The organism is Paludisphaera borealis (assembly GCF_001956985.1).
Lineage (GTDB): Bacteria > Planctomycetota > Planctomycetia > Isosphaerales > Isosphaeraceae > Paludisphaera > Paludisphaera borealis.
This window is the reverse complement of the sequence record NZ_CP019082.1, coordinates 2,439,831-2,466,563: the sequence shown is the minus strand read 5'-3', so window position 1 is coordinate 2,466,563 and position 26,733 is coordinate 2,439,831. Positions and strand designations below refer to the sequence as shown.

Annotated in this window: 17 protein-coding genes; 10 read left to right on the top strand and 7 right to left on the bottom strand. The window is 65.6% G+C overall.

The window, feature by feature from the left end:
* Positions 1-59 precede the first annotated feature (59 nt).
* Complete coding sequence (locus tag BSF38_RS09510; RefSeq protein ID WP_076350722.1) at positions 60-635, bottom strand: ECF-type sigma factor; 576 nt, start codon at positions 633-635, stop codon at positions 60-62.
* Between the two features lie 335 nt (positions 636-970).
* Here BSF38_RS09510 and BSF38_RS09505 point away from each other — a divergent pair, with 335 nt between their 5' ends.
* The 4 genes from BSF38_RS09505 (at position 971) to BSF38_RS09490 (ending at position 7,356) form a co-directional block, all read left to right on the top strand.
* Positions 971-2,185 (top strand): lactate racemase domain-containing protein, encoded by a 1,215-nt coding sequence (locus BSF38_RS09505; protein ID WP_076345064.1) that lies wholly within the window; start codon positions 971-973, stop codon positions 2,183-2,185.
* 136 nt (positions 2,186-2,321) lie between these two features.
* The gene (gene ygfZ, locus BSF38_RS09500; protein ID WP_076345062.1) at positions 2,322-3,359 is read left to right on the top strand and encodes a CAF17-like 4Fe-4S cluster assembly/insertion protein YgfZ; all 1,038 of its coding nucleotides are present in this window, start codon (positions 2,322-2,324) and stop codon (positions 3,357-3,359) included.
* Positions 3,360-3,423: 64 nt separating this feature from the next.
* Positions 3,424-5,859, top strand: a complete 2,436-nt coding sequence (locus BSF38_RS09495; RefSeq protein WP_076345060.1) for a DUF3536 domain-containing protein — start codon at positions 3,424-3,426, stop codon at positions 5,857-5,859.
* Positions 5,860-5,985: 126 nt separating this feature from the next.
* Positions 5,986-7,356, top strand: a complete 1,371-nt coding sequence (locus tag BSF38_RS09490) for a cytochrome P450 (protein ID WP_076345058.1) — start codon at positions 5,986-5,988, stop codon at positions 7,354-7,356.
* Between the two features lie 74 nt (positions 7,357-7,430).
* Here BSF38_RS09490 and BSF38_RS09485 read toward each other — a convergent pair whose 3' ends face one another.
* A complete protein-coding gene (locus BSF38_RS09485) occupies positions 7,431-7,736 on the bottom strand; it encodes a hypothetical protein (RefSeq protein ID WP_076350721.1) in 306 nt (101 codons plus the stop codon).
* Positions 7,737-8,071: 335 nt separating this feature from the next.
* Here BSF38_RS09485 and BSF38_RS09480 point away from each other — a divergent pair, with 335 nt between their 5' ends.
* The gene (locus BSF38_RS09480) at positions 8,072-9,652 is read left to right on the top strand and encodes an NAD(P)/FAD-dependent oxidoreductase (RefSeq protein ID WP_083712831.1); all 1,581 of its coding nucleotides are present in this window, start codon (positions 8,072-8,074) and stop codon (positions 9,650-9,652) included.
* A 44-nt stretch (positions 9,653-9,696) separates the two neighbouring features.
* Positions 9,697-10,110, top strand: coding sequence for a DoxX family protein (locus tag BSF38_RS09475; RefSeq protein WP_076345056.1), 414 nt, complete (start codon positions 9,697-9,699; stop codon positions 10,108-10,110).
* Between the two features lie 1,010 nt (positions 10,111-11,120).
* Here BSF38_RS09475 and BSF38_RS09470 read toward each other — a convergent pair.
* Positions 11,121-11,489, bottom strand: a complete 369-nt coding sequence (locus BSF38_RS09470) for an STAS domain-containing protein (RefSeq protein ID WP_076345054.1) — start codon at positions 11,487-11,489, stop codon at positions 11,121-11,123.
* A 413-nt stretch (positions 11,490-11,902) separates the two neighbouring features.
* Here BSF38_RS09470 and BSF38_RS09465 point away from each other — a divergent pair, with 413 nt between their 5' ends.
* The 3 genes from BSF38_RS09465 (at position 11,903) to BSF38_RS09455 (ending at position 16,317) form a co-directional block, all read left to right on the top strand.
* Positions 11,903-12,712, top strand: a complete 810-nt coding sequence (locus tag BSF38_RS09465) for a dockerin type I domain-containing protein (RefSeq protein ID WP_145952039.1) — start codon at positions 11,903-11,905, stop codon at positions 12,710-12,712.
* Between the two features lie 113 nt (positions 12,713-12,825).
* On the top strand, positions 12,826-14,532 hold the full coding sequence (locus tag BSF38_RS09460; RefSeq protein ID WP_083713833.1) for a TolC family protein: 1,707 nt from the start codon (positions 12,826-12,828) through the stop codon (positions 14,530-14,532).
* Between the two features lie 351 nt (positions 14,533-14,883).
* The gene (locus BSF38_RS09455) at positions 14,884-16,317 is read left to right on the top strand and encodes a TolC family protein (RefSeq protein WP_237170819.1); all 1,434 of its coding nucleotides are present in this window, start codon (positions 14,884-14,886) and stop codon (positions 16,315-16,317) included.
* Positions 16,318-16,374: 57 nt separating this feature from the next.
* Here the strand turns inward: BSF38_RS09455 and BSF38_RS09450 are convergent, their stop codons facing one another.
* Positions 16,375-17,766, bottom strand: a complete 1,392-nt coding sequence (locus BSF38_RS09450) for an efflux RND transporter periplasmic adaptor subunit (RefSeq protein WP_076345046.1) — start codon at positions 17,764-17,766, stop codon at positions 16,375-16,377.
* A gap of 142 nt (positions 17,767-17,908) precedes the next feature.
* Positions 17,909-21,235: an efflux RND transporter permease subunit gene (locus tag BSF38_RS09445; protein WP_083712827.1), complete on the bottom strand. Its 3,327-nt coding sequence runs from the start codon at positions 21,233-21,235 to the stop codon at positions 17,909-17,911.
* A gap of 738 nt (positions 21,236-21,973) precedes the next feature.
* Here BSF38_RS09445 and BSF38_RS09435 point away from each other — a divergent pair.
* Positions 21,974-22,672 carry a 3-keto-disaccharide hydrolase gene (locus BSF38_RS09435; protein ID WP_076345042.1) on the top strand — a complete coding sequence of 233 codons (699 nt, stop codon included), beginning with the start codon at positions 21,974-21,976 and terminating at the stop codon, positions 22,670-22,672.
* A gap of 133 nt (positions 22,673-22,805) precedes the next feature.
* On the opposite strand, the gene glnE is transcribed toward BSF38_RS09435, so the two are convergent.
* Positions 22,806-25,943, bottom strand: coding sequence for a bifunctional [glutamate--ammonia ligase]-adenylyl-L-tyrosine phosphorylase/[glutamate--ammonia-ligase] adenylyltransferase (gene glnE, locus BSF38_RS09430; protein WP_237170818.1), 3,138 nt, complete (start codon positions 25,941-25,943; stop codon positions 22,806-22,808).
* Positions 25,944-25,995: 52 nt separating this feature from the next.
* A complete protein-coding gene (locus tag BSF38_RS09425) occupies positions 25,996-26,724 on the bottom strand; it encodes an SMI1/KNR4 family protein (protein ID WP_145952038.1) in 729 nt (242 codons plus the stop codon).
* Positions 26,725-26,733 lie beyond the last annotated feature (9 nt).

Here is a 26,733-nt window from a genome sequence, read left to right as displayed (position 1 = left end):
GGTCCTCAACGCAATGCGAGAACGAGGAGGCGACGGGCTCACGAGACGTCGAAAAGTCTTCAGGACGGCGGGGGAGGGTCGGCGCCCTCGATCACGCGGAACAACCAGGCGCGGGCGTACGTCCAGTGTCGCTTGGCCGTCGCCGGCGAGATGCCGAGGACGTTGGCGGCTTGTTCGATCGACAGGCCCGCGAAGTAGCGGAGCTTTACCAGCTCGGCCTTGGCCGGGTCTTCGGCGGCCAGCCGGATCAAGGCCTCGTCCAAGGCCAGCACGTCGTCGTCGGCGGCCTCGGCGACGATCTCGACCTCGTCGAGCTCTCGACGGCGAAGGCCTCCGCCGTGCTTTTCGCACCGTTTCCGCCGGGCGTTGTCGATCAAGATGCGCCGCATGGCCTCGGCCGCGGCGGCGAAGAAGTGGCCGCGGCCGTCCCAATTCCGGCCGCCGTCGTGGCCGACCAGACGCAGATAGGCCTCGTTGACCAGCGCCGTGGCCTGGAGCGTCTGCCCCGGCTTCTCCTGAGCCAACCGCTGGGCGGCCAGCCTGCGGAGTTCGTCATAGACCAACGGCAGCAGCTGCTCGGCAGCTTGGGCGTCGCCCTGATCAATGGCTGAGAGGACGCGAGTCACTTCACTCATCGAATGGAGGCCCCAGAAGGGATCGGGCCGAAAGAAACGGATGACCGGGATCGATGGAAACAAAGCCTGTCCCCGCGATGCGGTCTGTGAGCGACGCCTCGCGCAGTCGGCTCGAATTCATCATTATTGCATAGTTGCCAAAAACGCGGTTCCATGAATCATTTTTAATATATCGGACTCCTCTGCTTGGGAGAGGGGATGAGGGGCCCCGCGCTCGTTCGGAGCTGGCGATTCGAGGCGCGCTTGACCCGCCTCCGCAGGGCCTTCTATCATGCAGATGAGGACGAGAAGCCCCCAGGACCCGGCGGGTCCGCACCGGATGAGAGTGAGTTTACGTGTCGCGATACGTCGTTTCTTATGGCAATGAGAGCCTGGATTTCGAGCTTCCGGCTGAGTCGGTCGTCGGCTGCTGGAATGGTCCCGACGGAATGGAGCCGGAAGCCGCCGAGGCCGCGCTCCGCGCGGCGATCGAGCAACCGCGCGGGTATCCGCCGCTGCGACAGGTCGTTGTTCCAGGGGACCACGTCGCCATCGCGATCGACTCCGGCCTGCGACGAACCGGAACCCTCGTCAAGGTCCTACGAGAGGTCTTGAACGAGTCGGGAGTCGAGCCCGATTCGATCAACGTGGTCGCTCTCTCCGCGCCGGTCGAAGGCGCCGAGGCGGAAAAGGGGGGGCCGACGGTCGAGATCCACGACCCGTCTGATCGCGACCGACTGTCGTACCTGGCGACGACCGCCGAAGGACGGCGCGTCTATCTCAACCGGACCCTGACCGACGCCGACGTCGTGTTGCCCGTCGGGCTGCTTCGGTACGATCCGCTCGTGGGTCGTCACGGTCCCTGGAGCTTGATTTTCCCCGGCCTGAGTGACCAGGAGACCGGTGAATCCTACCGTCGCGGCATGCGCGACGACTCCCAGGATCAGGCCTTTCCGCAGCCGCACATCGACGAGGCGCTGGAGGCTTCCTGGTTGCTGGGGAGTCAGATGCAGATCGGCGTGGTTCCAGGAGTCCGCGGTCCGGCGGAATTCGTGGCCGGGCTGATGGAGACGGTCCGCGACCAGGGTGCCGATGCGGTCGACCGGCTCTGGAGTTTCCAGCCCGAAGCGCGCGCCGAGCTGGTCGTGGCGGGGATCGGGCGGCCCGGCGTTGCGACAACCATCGACGACCTTGCCGCCGGCCTGGCGACCGCGAGTCGCCTGGTACGGCACGGCGGCAAGATCGTCGCGCTTTGCCAGGTCCGCGAAGCGCTCGGCCCCGCGTTGCAGCGTCTGATCGCGTCCGGCGATTCGATCTCGTCGTCGGGCGTCCTGTCAGGACACGAATCCGACCGCGATTCCGTCGCCGGCCGTCGGCTCGCCAAGGTTCTCGGATGGGCCGACGTTTATCTCCTCAGCGGCCTCGATCATGAGACCGTCGAGGATCTGTCGATGATCCCGGTCGAACGGATCGAGGACGTTCGGCGCCTCGCCGCCCGCGCGGCGTCGTGCACGTTCGTCAGCCAGGCCGAATGGACGCGTGGTTTCGTGCCCGACACGGACGCCTCCTGAACTGGGCCGGAGGGCGGCGATAAGCTATAATGACGATATAAGGACAAACGGCGGCCTGCGGTCGGCGTTTTGTGCGCTCTTCCTTGCGCTGTTGTTTCAGACGATCTATCTCCATTCAGAGAACTTGCGTCCATCCATGATGAGTCGTTTCGATTCTTATCGGGCGGTTGACGAGGCGGTCGGCTGGATCGATCGATCCTCGCGCTCGCGGCTGGAGATTTCGGGACCCGACGCCGCCAAGTTTCTGCACAATCTGACCACGAACGACATCAAGCGGCTGCCCCAAGGGCGCGGTTGCGAAGCCTTCGTGACCAGTCCGCAAGGCAAGACGCTGGCGTACATCTCCGTGCTGGCCCGGCCCGACGCGCTGCTGGTCCGATCCGATCCCGACGGCCTGGCGCTGGCGTTGCCTCACCTGCGGAAGTACGGCGTGTTCGACGATGTCACGCTGGTTGATCGCACCGAGGACTCGCGCGAATACCACCTCGCGGGGCCGGTGTGCGAGGCGTGGCTCGCGAGTGTGGGCGGAACCGCGCCGGAGGCCGACGACCTGGCCTTCGTCGTCACCCGCGTGCTCGGCCGCGACGTGCTTTGCATTCGCGAATCGCCCACCGGACGGTCCGGCCTGACCTTGATCGCGTTCGGCTCGGACGCTTCGGAGCTTGGCGAGGCGCTGCGGTCGGCAAGCTCGGGACCGGTCGAGATCGACGCCGAGACCTTCGAGGCGCTCCGGATCGAGGCGGGGACGCCGGTCTTCGGCCGTGAGGCGACCGAGAGCAACCTGCCCCAGGAGATCGGCCGCGACGACCGCGCGATCAATTTCGTGAAAGGCTGCTACCTGGGTCAGGAGACCGTCGCCCGGCTCGACGCGTTGGGCCACGTGAACCGGATCGTCAAGGGCCTGCGATTCGAGCCGGGCGCCCCGTGTCCGCCGCCGGGCGCCGTGCTCGAAGCCGACGGCAAGCGCGTCGGCGTGGTCACGTCGTCGGCCTTCTCGCCGGGCTGGAAATCGTGCGTCGGCCTGGGCTTGGTCCGCGTATCGCACTCGGCTCCCGGCACGACTCTCGCCTGGGTGGGGGCCGAAGACTCCACGTCCTACGCGGCGACCGTCTGCGACCTCCCCTCGCGGCCGCCGCTCGAAGCCGTTCCCGTCGCCCCCCTCGACGGGCTCTGATCAGCGCCTGGGACGTCTCGCCGGATACACCCGGCGACGTCGCATTCCCGAAACGAGTCGACGCATGCCGCATCCTCGCTACATCTGTATTCATGGACATTTTTATCAGCCGCCACGCGAGAACCCGTGGCTGGGCGTCGTCGAGGTTCAGGACTCCGCCGCGCCGTTCCACGACTGGAACGAGCGCGTCACCCACGAGAGCTACGCCCCCAACACCCGGGCGCGGTTGCTCGACGACCGGGGGCGGATCACCAACATCCTCAACAATTACGCGTGGATGAGCTTCAATTTCGGGCCGACGCTGCTCCAGTGGATGGCCGACGCCGAGCCCGACGTGCTGCGGAAGATCGTCGAGGCCGATCGCCTCAGCCGCGAGCGGCGGGGGGGCCACGGCAACGCGATCGCCCAGGCGTACAATCACATGATCATGCCGCTGGCGAGCGCCGTCGACAAGCGGACGCAGGTGCTGTGGGGAGTCGCCGATTTCCGTCATCGGTTCGGCCGCGAGCCCGAGGGGATGTGGCTGGCCGAGACGGCCGTCGACGTCGCCTCGCTCGAAGCTCTGGCCGACGCTGGGATCAAGTTCACGATCCTCGCGCCCCGGCAGGCGAAGCGGTGGCGGAGGATCGGCGAGAAGACCTGGATCGAGAACGGCGGCGGAATCGATCCGTCGCAGGCGTACCTCTGCCGGCTCCCCTCGGGCCGTTCGATCGCGTTGTTCTTCTACGACGGGATCATCTCGCAGCAGGTCGCGTTCGAGCGGCTGCTGGATCGCGGCGAGCGGTTCCTGGGCCGTCTGTTCGGCGGGTTCGACGGTCATCGCGACCATCCCCAACTCATGCACATCGCCACCGACGGCGAATCGTACGGCCATCACCACGCGCACGGCGACATGGCGCTGGCGTACGTGCTCGAACGGCTGTCGAAAGATCCGAACGTCAAGCTCACCAATTACGGCGAGTTCCTCGAACTGCATCCGCCGCGGTGGGAGGTCGAGATCCACGAGAACAGCTCGTGGAGCTGCGTCCACGGCGTCGAACGCTGGCGGTCCGACTGCGGCTGCAAGACGCGGGGCGACTGGCAGCAAAAATGGCGAGGTCCGTTGCGGTCGGCACTCGACGGACTCAAGGAGCAGCTCGACCACCTGTTCAGCACCCGGGGCCGCGTCTGCTTCCGCGACCCCTGGGCGGCGCGCGACGGCTACATCCGCGTGATCCTCAGTCGCTATTCCGAGGAGGCGATTCAGGCGTTTCTGAACGAGTTCGGGCATCCCGATCTCGACGATCAGCAGACGACCGACGCGCTTCGGCTGCTGGAGATTCAGCTCGACGCCATGCTGATGTACACGTCGTGCGGCTGGTTCTTCGACGAGCTGAGCGGCCTTGAGACGACCCAGTGTCTCCAGTACGCGGCGCGGGCGATCTCGATGGCGCGGCAGTTCGACCGCGATCTCGAAGAGGCGTTCGTCACGGCGCTCGAGGCCGCGCCCAGCAACTTGCCGCAGTACGGCGACGGCCGGGGCGTCTGGGAGCAGTGCATCCGGCCGTCGGTCGTGGACCTCGACCGCGTGCTGGCCCATCACGCCATCAGCCTGATCTACCAGTCCGGCGACGACGGCCGGCGCGACGACGCCTCGGCCTACGACGTGCAGACCCTGGATCAGCAGATCCGGACCCGGGGCGTCGGGCACCTGGCCGTGGGCCGGCTCCGCGCCCGGTCGCGACGGACCTGGAACGAAGCCGAGAGCAACTTCGTCGTCGTCCATTTCGGAGGGCTCGACTTCCACACGGTGCTGAGTTCGAGCCTGAGCGCCGAGGACTTTCTGGAGTTCCAGTCGCGGTTGCTGCCGATCTATCGATCGGGCTCGCTGGCCGAGCTGATGAGGCTTCTGGACCAGGAGTTCCCGGGCGCCACGCACCAGCTCGACGACCTGTTCCGGGACGAGCAGCGGCGGATCATCGGGATCGTGCTCAGCGACCGCTTCGAAGACTATCGCCGCGCGTTCGAGCATCTCGCCAACGAGGACGAAGAGGTTCTCAATCGGCTGGGAAGGCTGCGGTATCCGATCCCCAAGCCGCTCCGCGCGGCGGCCTCGACCTATCTCGACCACCATCTGCGCGAGCAGATCGATTGGCTCGAAACCGGCGAGGAGCACAGCCTCGCGCCCGTCGAGCACCTCTGCGACCGAGGACGAAGCTGGGGCTACACTCCCGAACGCGAGGCCCTGGGCAAGGCCGTCGCCGAGGGCTTGCAGCGCACGCTGCGGGGAATCCAGGACGGCTCGAACCTCGGCATGGTCGCCACCCGGGTCGAACTCCTGCTCGACGCCGCCGCCCTGCTGGGGATGAAGCCCGACCTCTGGCAGGTCCAGAACCAGTTCCTCGACGCGTTCATCAGACTGTCCGACGACGGCACCCTCGATCCGTCGCTGCGCGAGATCTTCGCCAAACTCGCCGTCCGCCTCGACGTCAGCCCGTCCGTACTCGACTGGCGTCCCTGACTCGCTTCCAGATCAAGGGAAGCGAGAGGTGCTGATTTCACTTGGGACTGTCCCGCTCCAGAGTTGCATGTCAGACTGATTCCAAGATATGCAACCCATCCGCGATGACGGACTGGAGCTCGCCCGATGTCCCAAAGGCCTGCGCAGTCGACGCCTCAGCTTCCTCCCGGACCCAGGTCCCCGGCCTGGTGGCAGCTCGTTCGCTTCGCGGGCGACCCGCTCGGGCTGCTCGACGAGTGCCACCACCGGTACGGCGACGCCTTCACGCTCGACATCGCCGGCTACGGCCGGTTCGTGATGCTTTCCAACCCGGAGGCCGTCCGCGAGGTCTTCCGCGCCGACCCGGAGACGCTCCACTCGGGCGAAGCCAACGCGATGCTCACCGCGACCGTCGGGCGGAACTCGGTGCTGGTGCTCGACGGGGCCCCGCACGCCCGGCAGCGCCGCGTGTTGGTCCCGCCCCTGAAGGGCGAGCGGATGCGGGCCTTCTTCGACGCGATGCGGAGCGAGACGTTTGACGCCGCGCGGGCGTGTCCGCTCGACTCGCCGTTTCCCGCCCTGCCGATGATGCGGCGGATCACGCTCCGGGTCATCCTCCGCACCGCCATGGGCCTGGCCCCCGGCCCGGAGATGGACCGCTTCGAGCGCAAGATGGAGGCGTTCCTGTCCAACGGGCGGCAGCGGTACGCGCTGGTGCTCATGACGATCGTCCCGATCAACCGGCTGAGCGGTTCGCGATGGGTCCCGCTGTTCCGGCAGTTGAGCGACCTCGATGACGACCTGTCCGCGGTCATCGCGGCGAGGCGGCGCGGCGAGGGCCCGACGGGTGGCGAAAACGTGCTCGACGACCTGCTCGCGGCGACGCACGAGGACGGCTCGCCGCTCGATGATCGGGAGGTCCGGGACGCGCTGATCACGATCCTGATCGCGGGCCACGAAACGACCGCCCTGGCGCTCGCCTGGGCGCTAATCGATATTGTGCCGCGCCCGGAGGTCGTCGATCGCCTGGCCGACGAATTGACGCGGGTCACCGGCGGCGGCCCACCCGAGGCCGAGCACTTGCCGGCGCTTGAGTACCTCGACGCGGCGATCCGCGAGAGTCTGCGGATCAGCCCGGTGGTGCCGTTCGTCGTTCGGAAGACGGTTCGACCGTTCGTCGCGGGCGGGCGGGAGTACCCGGCCGGGGTGGTCCTCTGCCCGTGCTCGTACCTGGTCCACCGGCGCGACGAGCTCTACCCCGAACCGGATCAGTTCCGCTCGGAGCGGTTCCTGGAGCGGAAGTTCGGGCCGCACGAGTGGTTCCCGTTCGGCGGCGGCAATCGAGTCTGCCTCGGGATGCCATTCTCCCTGTACGAGATGAAGACTCTGCTCGCCACGCTTTTTGGTCAGGTCCGGCTGGCTCGCCCGACCGGAGCGCGTTCGCGAGCGAGGCGGTACGGCCTCGTCCTGGGGCCGGACGACGAGGCGCGGGTGGTTGTTAGGAGTTTGTCCCGATAAGACTTTTGCTCGCCTAAAAAAGAAACGGCCCGTGAAGGGCCGTTTCTTTTTTTGTGTGAGCTGGATCGACGTCGTCAGTTGGCCGAGGCGGCCAGGTTGACGTTCCCGGCGTGGCGGGGAGCGACGTCGCGGACGCCGCCGTCGGGGATGTCGGCGATCTGAACGAGGGACAGGGGACCGGGCACGAGGCCCGGCTGCTCCAGGGCGACGACGCCGAAAGGCGAGGCCGGGTTGCGGCGATGCAACGACCGGTCGACGTCCGGCTGGGTCACCCGCCCGCGGACGGTCGCGGCGGCCGTGGTGACTTGCACCAGCGGCGTCGAGGTTCCCTGTTTGCGGCGGATTTCTTGGAGCACCGACTCGAACTGTTCAGCGGTCATCTTGGAACCTTCCTGGGTGGTCATGAAGCCTACGACGGGAGACTTCTCGACGTCACAGAGCAAGAGCCGCACGGCGAGGAGGCCTTCCTGGCCAGCTCCCGGACCTCTCCCTCCGCTAAACTCGCGAACCGCGGCTCTAGCTACTACGGGTGATCGGAAGATTCGGGACACCGCCGACACCCGTTGAAGGAGTTTGATCGGCGTTGACCGGTCGCGGAATTTATGCCAAAACTCCGCCTCTCGGCCGCCGATAGAATTATAGTGCGCCATTCGACGCGTTTCTCAAGCCGGACCGATCTGGAATTCTCCCTCAGGATGAGGACGAGGAGCCGCTCATGGGCAAGGAGTCGCCATATTCGCCAACGTCGCGCGCCGGCGTCGTCCCCCACCGCTGGACGCGCGTCGAGCAGCCCGACGCGGAAGCGGTGGTCGCAGCCTACGAGACGGTGATCGCCGGCGGCGGCCCCGCCGGTCTGACCGGCGCTTATGAACTCGCCAAGCATGGTCGATCCTGCGTCGTCCTTGAGGCCGATTCCCGGCTCGTCGGCGGCATCAGCCGGACCGACGAGTACAAGGGGTTCCGGTTCGACATCGGCGGGCATCGGTTCTTCTCCAAGAGCCAGGAGATCAACGACCTCTGGCGTGAGATCCTCGGCGATCAGTTCGTCACGCGCTCGCGGTTGAGCCGCATTTACTACGACCGCAAATTCTTCCATTATCCCCTCAAGCCGGTCGACGCCCTCCGCAAGCTGGGCCCCTGGCGCGCGGCCCGGATCTTGCTCAGCTACATGCGCGCAAGAATCAAGCCGATTCAGCCTGAAAAGAGCTTCGAGGACTGGGTCGTCAACCGCTTCGGGCGGACCCTCTTCGAGACCTTCTTCAAGTGCTACACGGAAAAGGTTTGGGGGATGTCGACCAGTTCCATCTCGGCGGACTGGGCGGCCCAGCGAATCAAGGGGCTGAGTCTGACCAAGGCGGTCTGGAGCGGCCTGTTCGGCAACGCGGGCAAGCGTCGTGGTGAGGTGATCAAGACGCTGATCGACGAGTTCCAGTATCCTCGGCTGGGGCCGGGGCAGATGTGGGAAGCGGCCCGCGACCGCATCCGGGAGTTCGGTGGAGCGGTGCAGCTCGACCGCCGAGTGGTCAAGATCGAGCACGACGGTTCGAGCGTGACCGCCGTCGTCTCGCGCGACCAGGCCGGTCGGATTTACCGCTACACGGGCAAGCAGTTCCTCTCGACGCTGCCGGTCCGCGACCTGATCCGGTCGATGGACCCGCCGGCGCCGGCCGAGGTGATCGAGGCGGCCGAGTCGCTCAAGTACCGCGATTTCCTGTCGGTCGTCTTGATCGTCGATCGGCCCGAAACCTTTCCCGACACCTGGATTTACATTCACGAGCCCGACGTCCGCGTGGGCCGGATTCAGAACTTCAAGAACTGGTCGCCCGACCTCGTCCCGGACCAGTCCAAGACGAGCCTGGGCCTCGAATACTTCTGCTTCGAGGGCGACGACCTCTGGACCATGTCGGACGCCGACTTGATCGCCCTGGGACGTCGCGAGATCGACGCGATCGGCCTGGTCTCGGCCTCCGACGTCGTCGACGGCTGCGTCGTGCGGATGCCCAAGGCGTATCCGGTCTACGACGACGAATACCGCCAGCACCTCGACGTGATTCGCGGCTGGCTGAGCCGGCTCGACAACCTCGAACTCGCGGGCCGCAACGGCATGCACAAGTACAACAACCAGGATCACTCGATGATGACCGCCCTCCTCGCCGCGCGGAACATCCTGGGGCTCGGCCAGTACGACACCTGGAAGGTCAACACCGACGCCGAGTACCACGAGGAAGCCGCCGCCGACGGCGCGCAAGCCGCGAACGTCGGCCGTGCGGTCCCCCAACGCCTCAAATCGGCCTGAGACGTTGCGGTTGGGTGAATTCCTCCGACAATAGGGCGACCTTCATGCAAGGCGTGATTCCCGCAAGTCTTCCGTCGAAAAACGCCCTCTGGATCGGCCGAGGCCTGTCCGGCCTCGGCGTTCTGTTCCTGCTGTTCGACGGCGTGGGGAAGGTGCTGAAGATCGCGCCGGTCATGGAAGCATGCGCCCCGCTCGAAATCCCCGAATCGGTGATCCCCGGTCTCGGGATCGTCTTGATCCTGGCCACGCTGCTCTACGCGGTCCCGCAGACCTCGATCCTCGGGGCCATCGTGCTGACCGGCTATCTCGGCGGCGCGGTCTGGACCCACGTCCGCATGGGTGGGCCGGTCTTCCCGATGGTTTTCCCGGTACTCTTCGGCGCGATCCTCTGGAGCGGGCTCTACCTGCGCGAACCCCGCCTCCGCGCCCTCATTCCCCTCCGAGGTCAGCGCCCCTGACGCGCTGCTCCCCGCACGTCGGTTCGGCTGTCGGCGCCCATCCCACGAACTGGCGACCCGGCACGTTTCTGGAAGTCTCCGATCGGAATCCAAACCATCGGCGCCCCGGCCTCATGAAGATGGGTGGGCGGCCCGGGTTCGCATTGGATTTCCCCGAAAAACAAGCCCGAAGCGCAAGCGAGAGAAGGGCGCGCGAACCTCGTCGCGTCCGGCGCCAGCAACCCAAAGCCCTTCCTCCCTCGCTTGCGCGTCGAGCTTGCATTTGGAGCCCTCATCTTTATGAGGCAGGGAGTCCCGACGACGTCATGATGGTTCGTGTCGGCGTCTTGCACTCGCTCGCGGCAAAGTACCGGGTCGTTAACCCCTAGTGGAACGGGCCCTCTCGGCACCATACACCCGGCACAAGCCGCCCGGAATTCTTCGCCGAGAGGCTGGAGTTCTTTTCTTAAGCGGTCGGCGTGATCCACACTCAAGATGGAGCACTCTGCTCATCCGTTGCACGAATCTTTGGAAATTCGGTTGGAAGGATCATGGCGATTCGCCGCATTCATCGGGATGCGCCAGACGCACGTCATGGGCCGGCGCGATGAGCGGCGAGCGGGGTGGCGAGGATCGGGAAAAGTGAGCGAGCGAACCCAATTCGCCGGGCGTTGCCTGCGGCGCGCCAGACGAGCCTCGCCCGCCCCCGCAGGGCACCGTTTCCATGGAGCGAAGAGAGGTTCGGAGACGAAAAGCACGCAGACGAAGCCAATTTTTTGAATCGTGAAGAAAGTCTTACCAAATCACGAGTTAGAACACGAAATCGGAAGCCGTGCCGGCGCGAACGAAGCCAATCGACGAGGAACGGGGAGATCGACGCGGCGGGTCGTCGGCCGAGTTGGGGAGGGCGGTTTTCGGCGCGAACGAAGCCAATCGACGGGGAACGGGGGCATCGACGAGATGGCGGCCGAGTTGAGGAGGGCGGTTTTCGGCGCGAACGAAGCCAATCGCGTGGGCCGAAGCGGCGGCTCTCAGAACTTCTTGAGGGCCGAGGGTTCGTCGGGGAAGATCTCGAACAGCTTGTCGAACTGGCTGACCTTGAAGGCGTCGACGATAGGCGGTCGGAGGGCGCAGAGCCTCACCTTGCCGCGAACCGATTGCATCTTACGGTTGAGCCGGATGAGCTGCGCCAGCATGGCGCTCGACATGTACCCCGTGTTGTACAGGTTCAAGAGGATCTTGGTGAACTTCTTCTCATCGATCAGGTCGAAAAGCTCCTTGGCCAGCTTGTCGACGCGATCTCCCTCGATCATCGACGCCGATTCGAGGAAGCCGATGACGGCCACGCCGTCCACGACTTTCACCGTCAGATATTCAAAACGCGATGGAATGACGGGCATCCGACCACTCCCCCTGAAAAGGCCCCAGCATCTGATTCCTGAGAGGCACCTGCGATCCATGGTTCAAGCGGCACCGCCCGCCACCCGGACTGAGGTGAAGGGCTCGGCTTCATGATTCATGATAATCGAGATTGATTTCTCTTCATATTGCTTCGCTGGCGCGTCCCTCTTCTTGATCTGAGACGAGTATCGAGTGCCTGCCCGGTGATGGCCGAAACAAGACTTATTCCAGGGACGTGGATTTCGTGCGTGAGCAAGGGGGGGAACTGATGGCCAGGTCGAATTCCCGTGGTATCCACCCGTCGTTAGAGGGGCTGGAGCCTCGCCTTGCGCTGAGCGCTTCGCCGCCCGCCAACGTGATTGGTGTGAACCTCGGGACGGTCGCGAGCCCACATCAGGTCAGCCGAACGTCGGTGGCCGTCGCTGGTCGGAACATCACGCCTCACAAGCGAGCCACGCTGTTCGGGCTGTTCGTCGAACCCGAAGGCGACAGCAGCCTGAAGCCGCGAATCGTGGCGGCCTCAGCCGATCAGGGGAGGAAGCTGCCCCTCAAGCAGGGACGAGTCGCGCGGTCGGGGGCGAATCCCACGTCCGTCGCGTTCACCAAGACGAACCAGTCCGGAGACCTGACGACGTCCGTGGCCGGTGCCGCGGGGACGACGGGTTTATACTGGTCTCAGACGACGCTTGTGGGCGACGTGAACGGCGACGGCGAGGTGAACTTCGCCGACCTCCAGGCGTTCGCACCGACGTACATGTCCTCGGCGGGGGGATCGAAGTACGTTGCATCGGCCGATTTCAATCAAAACGGCGTCATCAACCTGTACGACGCCAAGGCGCTGCTGCACAACCTGGCCCCCCTGACCCGGAACATCCCGCTTTCCGTATCCATGCATCTGGCGCCCGCCGACCAGGCGCACTACGCGGCGACGACGACGTCGGGCGCGTCGACGCTTCACAAGGTCGTCACGATCATCGGCCGGACGACTCCCGGCAGCCTGATCATCGAAGACAATCACACGTCGCGACTACCCGGCGGGACCCAGACGTACAGCTTTACGGGACCCGCCCACGCCACCGACGCCAACGGCTTCTTCTCGATCCAGACGACGAACGAAGAGGGGCTGAACAACAACGACTTCCTCATACTCGACCCATTCGGGCATCAGCTCATTCGCGCCTTTCCGATTTTCTGGATCCCGTTCGCCGCCGGCAGAGTTTGATCGAACGCGACGCCGCCCGCAGCTCCGATTCAAGAGGAACTCTTCCTATAGTCGATGAAACCGGTGCAATCCCAGTTCCAGGCACGTTGGACCCCAAGGGAAAGCGGGGAATCATGGGCAGGATCATGCGATTGGTCGTCGCTGGAGTATTCACCGCCGCAAGCTCGCTCGGCGGCGGTTCGGCGGCCGCCCAATCCCAATCGCCATTCGCTGACCGACCGGCGGCGGCAACGGACTCGACGGCTGGAAGCGACCTGAAGCCGCTTCCGCTGGAGACGAACGACCGAGGGCAGGCGGACGACTCGAATTCGCGGATTACCACGCCGCCGTCTCCTGCGACGCTCCTCGACCCGAACGTCCGCCCGATCGATCTGAATACCGCGCTTCGGTTGGCCGGCGTGCAAAACCCCCAGTTGATGATCGCCAGGCAGCGCGTGGTCGAGGCCGCGGCGTTAAGGCAACTCGCGGCCGCCCAGATCCTGCCTTCGATCAACCTGGGCATGAACTACGACTCTCACTCGGGCCCGTTGCAACAGTCGAACGGCAACATCCTCCCGGTCAACCGGTCGGCGCTTTATCTCGGGGCCGGTTCGGGCGCCGTGGCCGCCGGCACGGTCGCCGTGCCCGGGGTATTGCTCGAGGGGAACGTGGCCGCCGGCGTGTTTGGGTACCTGGCCTCGCGCCAGGTCGTGGCCCAGCGCCAGTTCGCGACCCTCGCGATCAGGAACCAGACTTTCCTCCAGACGACCTTGGCGTACTCGGAATTGCTGCGGGCCGAAGGCCGGCGCGCCGTGTCGCTGCAAGTTCGAGGCGAGGCGAAGCGGGTCGCCGAGCTAACCGCCTCTTACGCCAACGAGGGGCAGGGCCGGCAGGCCGACGCCCAGCGAGCCCAGACCGAACTGGAGTCGCGCGAATACGATATCCAGGCGGCCGAGGAGGCCATCCTGACGTCGTCGGCGCGACTCTGCTACGTCCTGAACCTCGACCCGTCGATCCGCCTCCACCCGACCGACGCGTTCGTCGTTCCCCATCCGGTGGTTCCCGACCCGACCTCGGTGCGCGAGCTGATCGCCCTGGGACTGCTCCAGCGACCGGAGTTGAAGGAGCGTCAAGCGGCGATTCGCGAAGCCTTCCTGGCCCTTGAGGGGGCGAAGCTCTTGCCGTTCTCGCCCACGATCCTGATCGGGTACAGCGGAGGCGGGTTCGGCGGCGGCAGCAATCTTGTTCGTCCGGTCTTCGGGGCGTTCGGCGGCCGTTCCGACTTCGACGTCATGGCGTACTGGACGCTCCAGAATCTCGGCGTCGGAAATCTCGCCCAGATCAATCTGGGCAAGGCCCGCCTGGGCGTGACCAATTTTCAAGAGATCGCGGTTCTCGACCAGGTTCGGGCCGAAGTCGCGGAAGCATACGCCAAGACGCACGCTCGGTACGCCCGGATCGGGACCTCCGAGAGAGCCGTGCGCAGCGGCACGCGCGGCTTCCAGGAAGACCTGATTCGGATCGAAAACTCGGTGGCCCCGGCGATCGAGACGGTCGACAGCCTGCGGCTGCTTGCTCGCGCCCGGTACGCATATCTCGATGCGATTGTGGATTACGACCGCGCCCAGTTCGAGCTTTACGTGGCGCTCGGTCAGCCGCCGGCCGATGCGTTGGCCCATCCCGTGCCGACCACCGGCGTCACGCCGTCCCCCGAGCCGACGACGGCGTCTCCCGATCAACCCGCCAACAACAACCCGGCCGAATCCGTCCCGCCTCGCGATCCGGGCGCACGAGTGCTTACCCCGATCGCGCCTTCGTCGCCGCCGGCTCGCTCGTCCTGAGTCGACCGACGCAAGGAACAAGGAGGAATGAGAAGACGTGGAAGCCAATGTTTGGAGGGGGCGATGATGACGACATCCGCGGATTATTGGAGCGCGGACCCCAGGCTCCGAATACCTGTCGTACTCTCGTATCTGGCATTGTTAATGTCGTCGATACTCTCTGGGTGTACGTCGACGACCGAACTGCGCTGGCAAGGTTCCCAGGCGCCTCACCGTGAATCTCCGCCGGAGTCCTCGCGCGACGAGGTGAAATCCGACCTGCCGAAGCGCCGAGGGCGGTCGAGGCCTCGGACGCCCGACGCGGAGGAGCCGCGGGTCGGGGACGTCGGACTCGTCCTGACCGCGGCCGAAATGCCGTCCAGGCTTGCGACGGGCGATCCGATCCACGCGATCCCGGCCGCGGAACGAGAATACCCCATCGATCTGACGACCGCGCTCCGGCTTGCTGAGATCGAAAACCCGATGATCGCGGAAGCCCGACAACGGATCGGCGAGGCTCTGGCGATACGGCAGAAGGCCATGGTCTTGCTGCTGCCCTCGCTGAATCTGGGGATGAACTACCACGGTCATACGGGCAACCTCCAGCGCTCGGCGGGCCGGATTCTGAGCCTCGACGAGAACTCGCTTTACTTCGGCGGCGGCGCCGGCGTGATAGCGGCGAGCGCGCCGGAGGTCCCCGCCGTGAGCATCTTCAGTGAATTGACCGACGCGATCTTCGAGCCGCTGGCCGCGCGGCAGCAGGTTGAGGCGGCGCGATTCGGCGCGTCGGCCACGGCGAACAACATCCTCCTCGAGGTGGCGGAACTGTACTTCGAGCTCTTGGCCGCCGAGGCCGACCTCGGTGTTCGGTATGAGACGGCCGAGCAAGCGGCGGAGGTCGCAAGGCTCACCCGCGCCTATGCTCAAGCCCAACAGGGCCGAGAAGCGGACGCCGAGCGCGCGGCGACCGAGCTCAGCCTGATCGTGGACGAAATCCGGCAGGCCGAGGAGCAGGTGGCGGTCGCCGCGGCCCACCTGTCTCAGCGACTTCACCTCGACCAGTCCGTGCGGGTTCGACCGGTCGCGCCGAAAGTCGAGCTGGCCACGATCGTCGACCCCGTCGCTCCGCTGACGGACCTGATCCAGGCGGCGCTCGCGGGACGCCCCGAGGTCGGGGCCAGGGGGGCCGCGGTCGCGGCGGCGGAAGTCCGGCGCAAGCAGGAATGGTACCGTCCGTTTCTCCCGACGCTCTGGCTCGGCTTCAGCGGAGGGGCGTTCGGCGGCGGCAGCAACGTGGCTCCGCCCCAACTCTCGAATTTCGGCGGTCGAACCGATTTCGACGTGCAACTCTTCTGGACGCTTCGCAACCTCGGCGCCGGCAACCTCTCGCTCGTCAAGCGCCGCCAGGCCGAGGTGGGCCAGGCCGTCGGCGAGAGGTCGCGCGCGATCGCGGAGATCCGAACGGAGGTCGCGTCGGCCTACGCCGGGGTGTCGGCCTCCCGCCGGCAGGTCGCTCTGACCACCCGTCAGCTCAACAGCGCCGTGATCGGATTCCGCGAAGACCTGGTGCGGATCAAGAACACGGTCGGCCGACCCATCGAAGTCGTCAACAGCTTGGAGTTGCTGAATCAAGCGCGAGTCGACCGTATCCGGGCGGTCATGGATTACAACAAGGCGGAGGTCCGGCTGTTCGTCTCCCTTGGTTCGCCGCCGCCGCTGGGCGAGTCCGCAACCGAGCCGATCCCGCCAGCCCCGATCGCCTCGCCGCCCTTGCCCCCGCTCGCCGCGATGCGGGCCGCGCCCTAGCCTGGCCTGTGCTGATATAAGCCGACGCGCCCGCTCGCGGGGCCTAGTCACAAGAAGTTATGTGTTAGGGGCGTGCTCTGTGGGGGACGCTTCGGCCGGCTCGGATTCTCCCACTTCTTGATGAATGCCGCGGACGGGAATGCCTTCGGTCACAGAGCTGGGATTCGTAAGCACCTCGTCTTCCGGATTGACGCCGGAGAGGATCTCGACCCGGATGCCGTCGTCGGCCCCGACCGCGACGGCCGTTTTTTTCGCCTTGCCGTCCTTGATCAGGTAGACGTCGGCTCGGCCCCCCCTCGACTCCCCCACGAGGCAGGAGGCGGGCAGGGTCGAGTTCTTTGTGGACATGTCGAGGATGATCTTGGCGATGCCGTACATCCCCGGGCGGATTCGATTCTCGGGGTTGGGGAGATCGATCTCGGTGTGCATGGTCCGGGACGTGGGGTCTTCCCGCTCGGCGATCCGGGAGACCTTGGCCTTGAAGACCTCGGTCCCGAGGGCGTCGAGCGTGATCTCGACCGCGTCGCCGACGTCGGTCAGCGGCACGTCGCGGTCGGGGACCTCGGTGACCACGTAGACCTTGTCGGTCCGGGCGACCGTCAGCAAGGGGACGACGCCCCCCTCGGCGGCCGACCGGATGAACGCCCCTCGAAAGAAGTTGCGCTTGGTGACGACGCCGTCGTAGGGAGAGTGGATCTTGGTGTACCCGAGCAGCGCCTCGGCCCTGGCTCGCTTGGCTTCGGCCACCGAGATGTTGGCCCTGGCCTCGTCGAGGTCGGCCTTGGCCTTCTTGATCCTGGCCTCGGCCGCGATGAGGTCGGCCTTGGCTTTCAAGACCGCATGCCGGGCCGCGTGCTCGTTGGACCTGGCCGATTCATAACTCTCCTCCTCCTCGTCGGCGATCTCCTGGGGAACCGCCTTGCTCTGGACCAGCCGTCTGTAGCGTTCAAATTTCTTGCCGTGGTAGGAGCTCATGGAGACGAATCGCTCGACCTCGGAGGTCGCCTGTTCGACTGCGCTGGCCGCGGCTTCCCGGTCCGCCTTCGCGACCTCGATGAACGCCTCGGTCTGGGCCGAGGCCGCCACGGCCTGCCGCACGTCCGCCACGGCCTTCTCCGCATCGGCCTCGACCTCGGGATCGTCGATCTCGGCCAGGACCTGGTCTTGCTTCACCGAATCGCCGTAGTTGACGTTGAGCTTCGAGAGGTAGCCCGAGATCTTGGCGAAGAGGTCAGCCTCCTCGTAAGGGTGGACCGAGCCGATCTGGGTCGAGGTTCTTATGATCCCCCCCTTGGTCAACCGAACTGTTTCAACCGGGATCGGCTCGTCCGCCGCCTGCCCTTCAGGGGTGTTTGAGCTTCTAGCCGTGCGTGACGCGGCCGCGGCCTCTTTCATGTGAATGTACCAGGCCGCGGCGCTCAGACCGGCGACGACCGTCGCGGCGAGCACGATCCATCGCCGCCGTCCTCGTTTCGCCGGAGCAGCGTGAGGCGACGCATGAGTACTTGTTGCAGTTGACACGGACGAAGGCCTCCAAATTTCAGACGCCGCAACGATTCTTTCAATTGATCATCGGCTGAGAGTTTCGATCCTAGTATTCGTCGACATCCACCGCGAATTCGTCGCTGTCGCGGTTGGGGGCCGCGTCGTCAGCGCCCTCGCCGTCGTGGGCGCCCGCGCGGTCGCGCACCAGGAGCGAATAGAGGCAAGGGAGCACGAACAGGGTGGCGGGCTCCCCGGCCAGCAGGCCGCCGAGGATGGCGCGGGCGAGTGGGGCGTTGGCCTCGCTCCCCCGCTCGAGCGCGAGGGCGCCCGGGATCAGGGCGAAGAACGCCGCGACCGCCGTCATCGTGACCGGCTTGACCCGGATCGACGCCGACTTGAGTATCGCCTGAGTCGGGGTGAGCGACTCGGAGTGTCTGAGTTCCTGGGCGAAGTCGGTCATCAACACCGTGTTGGCCACTTTGATACCGACGACGAAGATGAACCCGAGCAGCGACTGCACATTCACCGCCGTCCCCGTGAAGAAGAGGGCCGGCAGGATGCCGACCAGGCAGAGCGGCACGATCAGCATGACGGTCAAGGGGACGACCCACGACTTGTCCAGACCAACCATCAGGAAGTAAATCAGAACCGATGCGCCGATCAGTCCGAAGCCGAGGTTGCGGAAGGTGTCCTGCATCCGCGAGTACTCGCCGCTGAGCACGATCTTCGAGCCTTTCAGGAGCTGCTTGCGGCTGGACGAAGGATCGAAGGGCTGCCACGACCCGTCCGCCTGCTTCACGCCGAAGGCGTCGACGACGGCGGTCACGTCGTCGGAGATGTGGCCGAGGTCGCGGCCGTAAACGCCCATCGCCAGGTCGATCGTCGGCTGGATGTTGTCGTGGGTCACTTCGGTCGGCACGGTGGTCTTGCGGAGCGTGATCAGGTTGCGAAGCGGGATCGCCTTGCGCTGGTCGGTGCTGGTGATCGGTATGTTCAGCAAGGTCTCGATCGACTTGATGTCCCCTTCGGGATACTGGACGCCGACGAAGTACTGGTTGCCGCCGATCGGGTCGATCCAGAAGTTCTTCTTGTTGAACTGGATCGAGGAATTGAACGCGGCGACCACGTTCTTCATGACGTCGATCTGAGTCAGTCCCAGGTCGGCCGCCTTGGCCCGGTTCACCTCGATCACGTACTCCGGATAGTCGAGCCGCTGGATGATCCGCGCGTCGACGATACCGTCGATCTTGACGCACCGCGCGCGAATCTGCTCGGCGACGCTGCGCGCCGTCCGCTGGTTCTTGCCGGTGATTCGGATGTTGATGGGAGTCGATTTGCCCTCGTTCATGGCGCCGCGAACCAGGCCGCCGGCGTCGAAGCCGAAGTCGAGGTTGTGGAACCGCGAGTCGTTCGCCACGGCGGTTCGAACGATATGCACGTATTCTTGCGCCGACTTGCCGCGATGTTCCTTGAGCTGGACCTTGATCACCGCGTCCATCGGTCCCGAGTTGGGCGTGTACGCCGCCGACCAGTCGGCGTTGACTCCGATCTCGGAGACGAACAGCTCCAGGTCGTGCTTGGGGATCGTCGTCTTGATGAGTTCCTCGATCTGGGCGATCTTCTCCTCGGTCCTCTCGATCCGTGTGCCGCTCGGAGCCCGGACGTACATCTCGAACGCCCCGGCGTCCACCTCGGGGTAGAACTCCCGGCGCATGATCGGCCAGAAGACCAACAGCGTCAGGACCAACGCACCGTAACCGACGCCGATCACGAGGAGTCGATGCCTGAGGACCACTTCCAAAACTCGGGCGTACGCCTCGAACATCCCGTCGACCATCCGTTCCCAGCGAGCGAACGCCCTTGCCGCCAACCATCGGCTCTCGCCGTCGCTCGCGTTCCCCAAGGAGTCCGCTTCCGCGTGCCCGTGCCCCTGGCCGTGGCCGTGACCGCTCAGCCATGCGGCGCTGCAGGCTGGGACCAGCGTCCGCGAGAGGATGTAGGCCGAGCACATGGCGAACGCCACCGCCAGAGTCAGCGGCATGAACAGGAACTCGCCCATGCCGGGCATCAGAGCCAGCGGCGCGAGCACCAAGAACGTGCAGAGGGTTGAGACCAACTCGGGCAGCGCCACTTCGCTGGCGCCGAGGTAGGCGGCTTCCCTGGAACTCGCCCCCAGGCCCAGGTGTCGATGCGTGTTTTCCAGACAGATGATCGCGCTGTCGATCATCGGCCCGATTGCGAGGGTGAGGCCGGCCAGTGTCATGACGTTGATCGTCTGGCCCGCGTAGAAAAGCAGGATGCACGCCGAGAGCACCGAGATCGGCAGAGTCATCACGGCGATCGCGGTCATTCGCCACTGGCCGAGGAACAGCAAGATGGTCAGCGAGCAAAGGACGGCTCCCAGCACGCCTTCCTGGACCAAGCTGGAGATCGCCTGGCGGACGAAGATCGACTGGTCCATGACCAACTTGAGCTCGATCCCGTCGCGGGTCAGTCGCGAGGTGAATTCGTCGAGCTTCGCCTTCACATTGTTGACGACGGCCAGGGTGCTGGAGCCAAGCTGGCGGAAGACGGGGATGTAGACTTCGCGGCGGCCGTCGATCCGCACCACGTTCGTCTGAATGTACGACGCGTCCTTGGTGGTCGCCACGTCCCGTAGGTAGGAGACGTTGCCGATCTTGGAACCGAGGGGGATGTCTCCCATGTCCGAGGGATAGTCGAACATCGAGTTCGAATCGAGCGCGTAATCGACGTCGCCGATCTTGGCGTCGCCGGTGGGGAGAAAGACGTTGTAGTTGTCCAGCGCGTTCATGACGTCCAGCGGCGAGAGCCCCCGAGCTTGAAGCCTCTGGCGGTCGAGATACGCCATCACGGCCCGGATCTTCCCGCCGTAGACGACCGGCGCCACGGCGCCCTTGATGCTCATGAGCATGTTCCGGACTTCGTAACGTCCCACGTCGTAGAGGATCGATTCGTTCTGCGAGCCGTCGGGACTGTCGACCGCGACGATGCCGACGGGCGTGATGCTCGTGGGGTCGAACGGCAGGACCACGGGGGGAAGAGTGCCCGGCGGCAGGTTTGGAACCGCTGCCAGGGCCAGCGAGTTGACCTGGGTCAGTGCGCCGTTGGGGTCGACGCCGCTACGGAAGAAGTCGCGGACGATGCTCGCCCCGACGATCGACCGCGACTCTTGCCGGGACGTGCCGTTGGCCTGGCCGACCCAGCGTTCCATGCGGTTGGTGATGTCCTTCTCAATGCTCGCCGCGGGCATTCCCGAGTAGAACGTCAGAACTTGCACGGCCGGGCTCTTGAACACCGGCAGGATGTCGATGGGGATCATGTATACCGAAACCGTTCCGAGCATGACGAGCGTCAGGCAAAAGACGGTCACGGCGTAGGGATTCCTGAGCGATGCACGGATCAAGCCGTTCAATTGAGAGTCTCCACCGTTGGAAAGGCGATTCCAGATGGGGGTGAATGGTCGGAATGTAACGACGCGCACGGGATCCCGACTGGAAACTCGATACGGCCGATCATCAGGAGGGTGGGACGAAGCGGCTCAACAGCGCGGACTATCGACCAGTCGGCTGGCGGTCGTGCTTCGAAATAAGCTCAGGACGAGCTGAGAGAGGCAGGCGCGGGTCAGGCCGGCGGACCCACGAACCAGAGAACTCAGCGGCGGATCGTCGTTCGGAGTCCACCGTTGGCGCCAGATCCTTGAAAGGATCGACGCACAGGTCAAGCGTTGCGGCTTCTGGGCCGGCCACGCGCACATGCGGACCACGAAGTGGTCGCGCGCCGGGAGCCTGAGCGCGTCCGACCGTAAGGCGACGGGCGCTGCGAGCATGCGCAAAAGGATAAGCGCTACCAGAAATCTCATCGTGCCCGATAACGGACGCATGCTCGATTTCAGACTTTCGCTGGGTGCGACGGAGCGATCAAGCCTATCTGGCTTCCATACTATTATTAAAAACAGCTAAGCCTGGCTGTCAAGGTAGAAGAGACCCAATCGGATGAGACAAAGCCGCCGACGGGCGACTCCTGGTCAGGATCTCGCAAGTCGTCGGGGGGCATGATAGGATCGCGTTCGGTCGTCCTCGGCCGCGTTGGGATTCGTGCATATTCTCGATCCGGCGATTCTGTCGCCACTCCTCTGACCCGGCGGTGATCGATGCGGATCGCGTTGCTCGCCTTGGTGTTGATGGGATATCCCCCCGATGATGAAGCGCCCCGGTCGCTGTTCGACGGCAAGAGCCTGAACGGTTGGATCGCCGAGGGGGCGTCGGAGTTCCAGCGCGACGGCAAGACCGTCCCGGTCTGGACGGTTCACGACGGCCTGCTCTCGTGCAAGGGCAAGGGGTTCGGGTTCCTCCGGTTCAAGGAGCGGGAGTTCGACGACTTCACGCTCCATCTCGAATTCCGGATGGCGCCCGGCTGCAACAGCGGCCTGGGGATTCGCACCGGCGCCTTCAACCCCGAGCAATCGCGGGCCACGCGGCCGTCGTTCTACTCGTACGAGATCCAGCTCGCCGACGATTCGGGGAAGCCCCCCACGCCGCACAGCACCGGCTCACTCTACCGGTACGTCGCCCCGAAGGAGAACGCGATCAAGCCGGCCGGCCAGTGGAACACGATCGAGGTCACCTGCATCGGACCGAAGATCCGCGTTTCGCTCAACGGCAAGCTGATCCAGGACGTCGACCAGAGCGCGCTCGAGCCGCTGAAGACGAAGCCGCTGCGAGGCTTCATCTGCCTTCAGAACCACGGCGGCGACATCGAGTTCCGGGCCATCGAGGTCAAGGAGCGGAAGGCCGGCGATCGGGGCCGGGTCGATCGATCATCGGATCGAAACGTCCTCAGCGCGCGTTAGACCAGGTTAAAGCTGAGTTGCGCCCGAAGGCGGATCTGAATTCCCTTCTCTCCTTGAGGGAGAGGGTATGCTCGCGACAGCCGTTTTTGATGAATATCTGAAACCCCAGAGCAAGAATCGCGTTAGGCTCGCCTCACGCCTCCGGCTTGTCTTCGGACAGGATGATCTGCTGGAAGATCGCCCGGGCGCGGGTGGTGAACCGGGCCGAGTCGAGGAGGAACGTGGAGACCGCGAGCGTTGGATCGGCGGCGTCGTAGTTGAGCCGACGCGCGAGTCGGGTCAGGTCGTCGGGGTCCTCTGGAAGCTCGGTCCCCGCGCGGTCGTGGACCAGCCGGAGCCGAGCCTCGACGCTTCGGAGGAAGTTGTAGATGTCGCGAAGCTCGGCGTGCATGTCGGCTGGGAGCACGCCCGCTTTCAGGAGCGCGTCGAGCCCGTCCCAGAGATTCGTACGAAGCACATCGGGCCGTTGGGCGGCGTTGACGAGCATGAGATACTGGACGATGAACTCGACGTCGGCCAACCCGCCGATGCCCCGCTTGAGGTCGTTTCGGCTGCGTGAATCTTCGAGCCGGCGGCGCATGGCGGCGACTTCGGGGCCGATCGTCGCCGGGTCCACGGGCGCTGTGAGAATCGCGCGGAGCGCCTCGCCGACCTCGCGGCCGAAGCCGCCGGTGGCGAAGATCACGCGCCCGCGCGTCAGTGCGAGTCGTTCCCATGACTGCGCGGCGGTCTCATAGTAATGCGTGAACGACTCCAGGGTGTTGACCAGCGGCCCGGCGGCGCCGTGGGGTCGGAGCCGGGTGTCGACCTGGTAGAGCGTCCCGGTCAGGGCGTCGCGCCCCAGCGCCTTGAGCATCCGCTGGGCGACCTCGGTCACGAACTGCTGATTCGAGGTCGTATCGACGCCTCTCATCGTCTGTCCGTCGCTCTCATGGAGGAAGACGAGGTCAAGGTCGCTGTGGTAGTTCAGCTCGCGTCCGCCGAGTCGGCCGAGAGCCAGGATCGCCCACCGGTCGCGCGCGCCGTCGGTCGCGCGCGTTGGGACGCCGAACCGCTTGGCGCGCTGGGTCCACTGGTTGCGCGCGATCTGGCCGACGACGGCCTCGGCGACGTCGGCCAGCTCGCGCGTCACCTCGCGGATCGGTTCGCGCCCCAGCACGTCGCGCGTGCCGATGCGCACCCACTCCTTGTTGCGGAAACTCCAGAGGATCGGCGCGAGGTCTTCCGCGCCCTTGGTCAGCTCGGCGAGTTCGGCCTTGATCGCCGCGCCCGGGAGCGGCCGGTCGATGACCAGAGAATCCATCAAATCGTCGATCATGCCGGGGTTCGTGATCAAGAGCCGTGAGACCAACTGGCTGGTCGCGCAGAGATCGACGTACAGCCGCAGGCTCGGTGGGTTGAAGTTGAACAGCTCCCAGAGGATCGCCTTAGCGCCGAGCGAGGCCGAGACTTTTTCGAGGTTCGCGAGCGTCAGGTCGGGGTCGGCGGTCTGGCCGAGGGCTTGCATCAGCCGAGGCGCGATCGACGCCAGGAAGTGCCGGCAGCGCGCGTGCGACAGGAACGGGAAATCCTCGCGCGCCAGCGCCATCAAGTTCTGATACGCGCCGGCGCGGTCGCGGAACGGGTATCGTCCGAGCACTTCGGCGACGAGTTCATCGCTAGGATCGGGGTCGAGGACCAGGTCGACGACCGGATCGGCCTCGGCGCCCGCGTCATCGAGAAAGGCGTCGTGGAGGATATGGTCGAGGATGCGGCGGTTCAGCTCGGTCTTGCTCTTGTAGTCGGCGAGGAACCGATGGGCCGGGCCGGACCGTTCGTCGAGCGCGCCTTGCGCGGTGTATCCCATCCGGATCGCCAGGGTGCGCAGGTCTTCGATGTCGCGCGGCATCTCGTGGGTCTGGCGGTCGAAGAGAATCTGGAGCCGGTGCTCGACCTGCCTGAGAAACCGGTAGGTGCCGTCCATCACGGCGCGCTCTTCGGCGGTGAGCGACCCGAGCTGTTCGAGGCGGTCGATGGCTTCGAACGTGTTAGGGCCGCGGACCTCGGGGTATTCGCCGCCGTGCAGGAGCTGGAGGAACTGGACGACGAACTCGACGTCGCGAATGCCGCCGCGGCCGGTCTTGACCTCGACTTCGGCCCGTCCCGCCGAGGCCGTCCGCTGCTCGATCCGCCGCTTGAGCGCCTTGATTTCCGCGATCTCCGAGGCGCTCAAATAGCGTCGGTAGATGAACGGCGTGATGGCTTCGATGAAGCCGCGGCCGAGATCGAGGTCGCCGGCGACCGGCCGGCACTTGATGAGCGCCTGGCGCTCCCACGTCCGACCGCGCGTGACGTAATAGCCCATCGTGGCGTCGAACGAGCGGACGAGGACCCCCTGGTCGCCCTCCGGCCGCAGCCGCATGTCGACGCGGTACGCCATGCCGAGCTGGGTGTGATCGGCCAGCAGCCGGACCACCTCGCCCCCCATCCGCGCGAAGAACTCGGACGACGAGACGACCCGAGGCCCCCGCGTCATCCCGTCCTCGTCGTACATGAAGATCAGGTCGATGTCCGAGCTGTAGTTCAGCTCGGTCCCGCCGAGCTTGCCCAGGCCCAGGACCACGAACCGAGCGGGCTCGCCGTCGGCTCGCATCGGCGTTCCGTAACGCGATTCGACCGACGCCCGCGCCAGCCGCGTCGCCGCTTCGACGCAGGCGTCGGCCAGGTTCGAGAGGTCGACGGTGGTGACTTCGAGCGGGAAACCCCGGACGATGTCGTTGTAGCCGATGCGGAGCGTCTCGCGGAGCCGGAACCGGCGGAGGGCCAGCCGATGATCGTCGGCCGGTTCGCTCCTGGTCAGGATGTTCCAGAGGTCGTCGATCAGGGTCTGGCGATCGCGACGCTCGGCGCCTGACTGCAACCAGTCGATCAGCTCGGGACTGCGGATCAAGACCTCGCTGAGATGCTGGCTGGTGCTGAAAACCTGAAGCAGCGTCTCGGTCGCCCTCGGCCGCACGGCCAGCCTCGCAAGGCCGCCTCGCGGGGTCGCCAGGGCCGCGACGTAACGATCGAGGTTCGTGAGCGCCATGCCCGGATCGGAGCAACGCGGGAGGAGGACTTCGAGCTGCTCAAGGATTCTCACGACGACGTCGTTCGAGTCCGAACCGCAGCGGCCGACCAGATCGAGCAGATCATCGACGCCCCGTTTGGCGTCGCGAACGCCCAGACCGACCAGCCACTCGCGCGCGTCTTCCAGGTTTGCGAGCTTGCTCAGGAGCCGATGGGCGTGCAACGACGAGATCTCCAACGAACCCGGGAGCGGACTCGACTGCGGTGGCGCTCGTTCACGAGGGGGCGAAATCCGGCGGGACGTGCTGAACGTGTCGGATGATCGCTTCCACATCGTCGTTGCTCAGGCCGGTTCGCGCCGCGATCTCGCGTTCGTCGACGCGGGCCGAAACCAGCGAACGGACCTCGGCGGCGAATCGACGGAGACGGCCGGGCAACTCGGGCTGCGGCGTGAACCGCCGATGCGCCGCCCAGGGGTCGCCGAGATCCGTCGAACCCGGGTCCAGCCAGTATTCCCGGCCTCCCTGGCGGAGCAGTTCGAGAAACCACTCTTCAAAGCTCCGGGCGATGATCCGAGGGGAGGTGCCGGCCTCGTCGTCGCCCGAGACGAAGATTGGATGGCCGCCGCCGGGCCAGCGGTAGGCCAGATCGACGCAGACCGTTTCGATGTTGGGGTTGCCCAGCTCGAACCAGCTTTCCGGCTGGATCAACAGCTCGTTCATCCGCGCGAAGATGACCATCGGACCGATCGCGGTGATCGGGTGGATCAGCGGGCCGCCGCGGTAGAGGCCGTTGGAGAGCAGCAGCCAGGCGCGAAGGCCCGTGGGCAGGCGGAACCCGTGACGGTTCTCCCACGCCGCGATGGCACCGGGATCGGCGGGGGGCCGGCAGACGTCGGTCTCGGCGAAACCGGTCGCCAGAACCTCGTCGTCGGGCGCAAGGCTCGACTCGATCCCGCCCCAGGCCATCCAACAATTCACCAGCGCGCCGAGCTGGCACGCCATCGGCTCCCC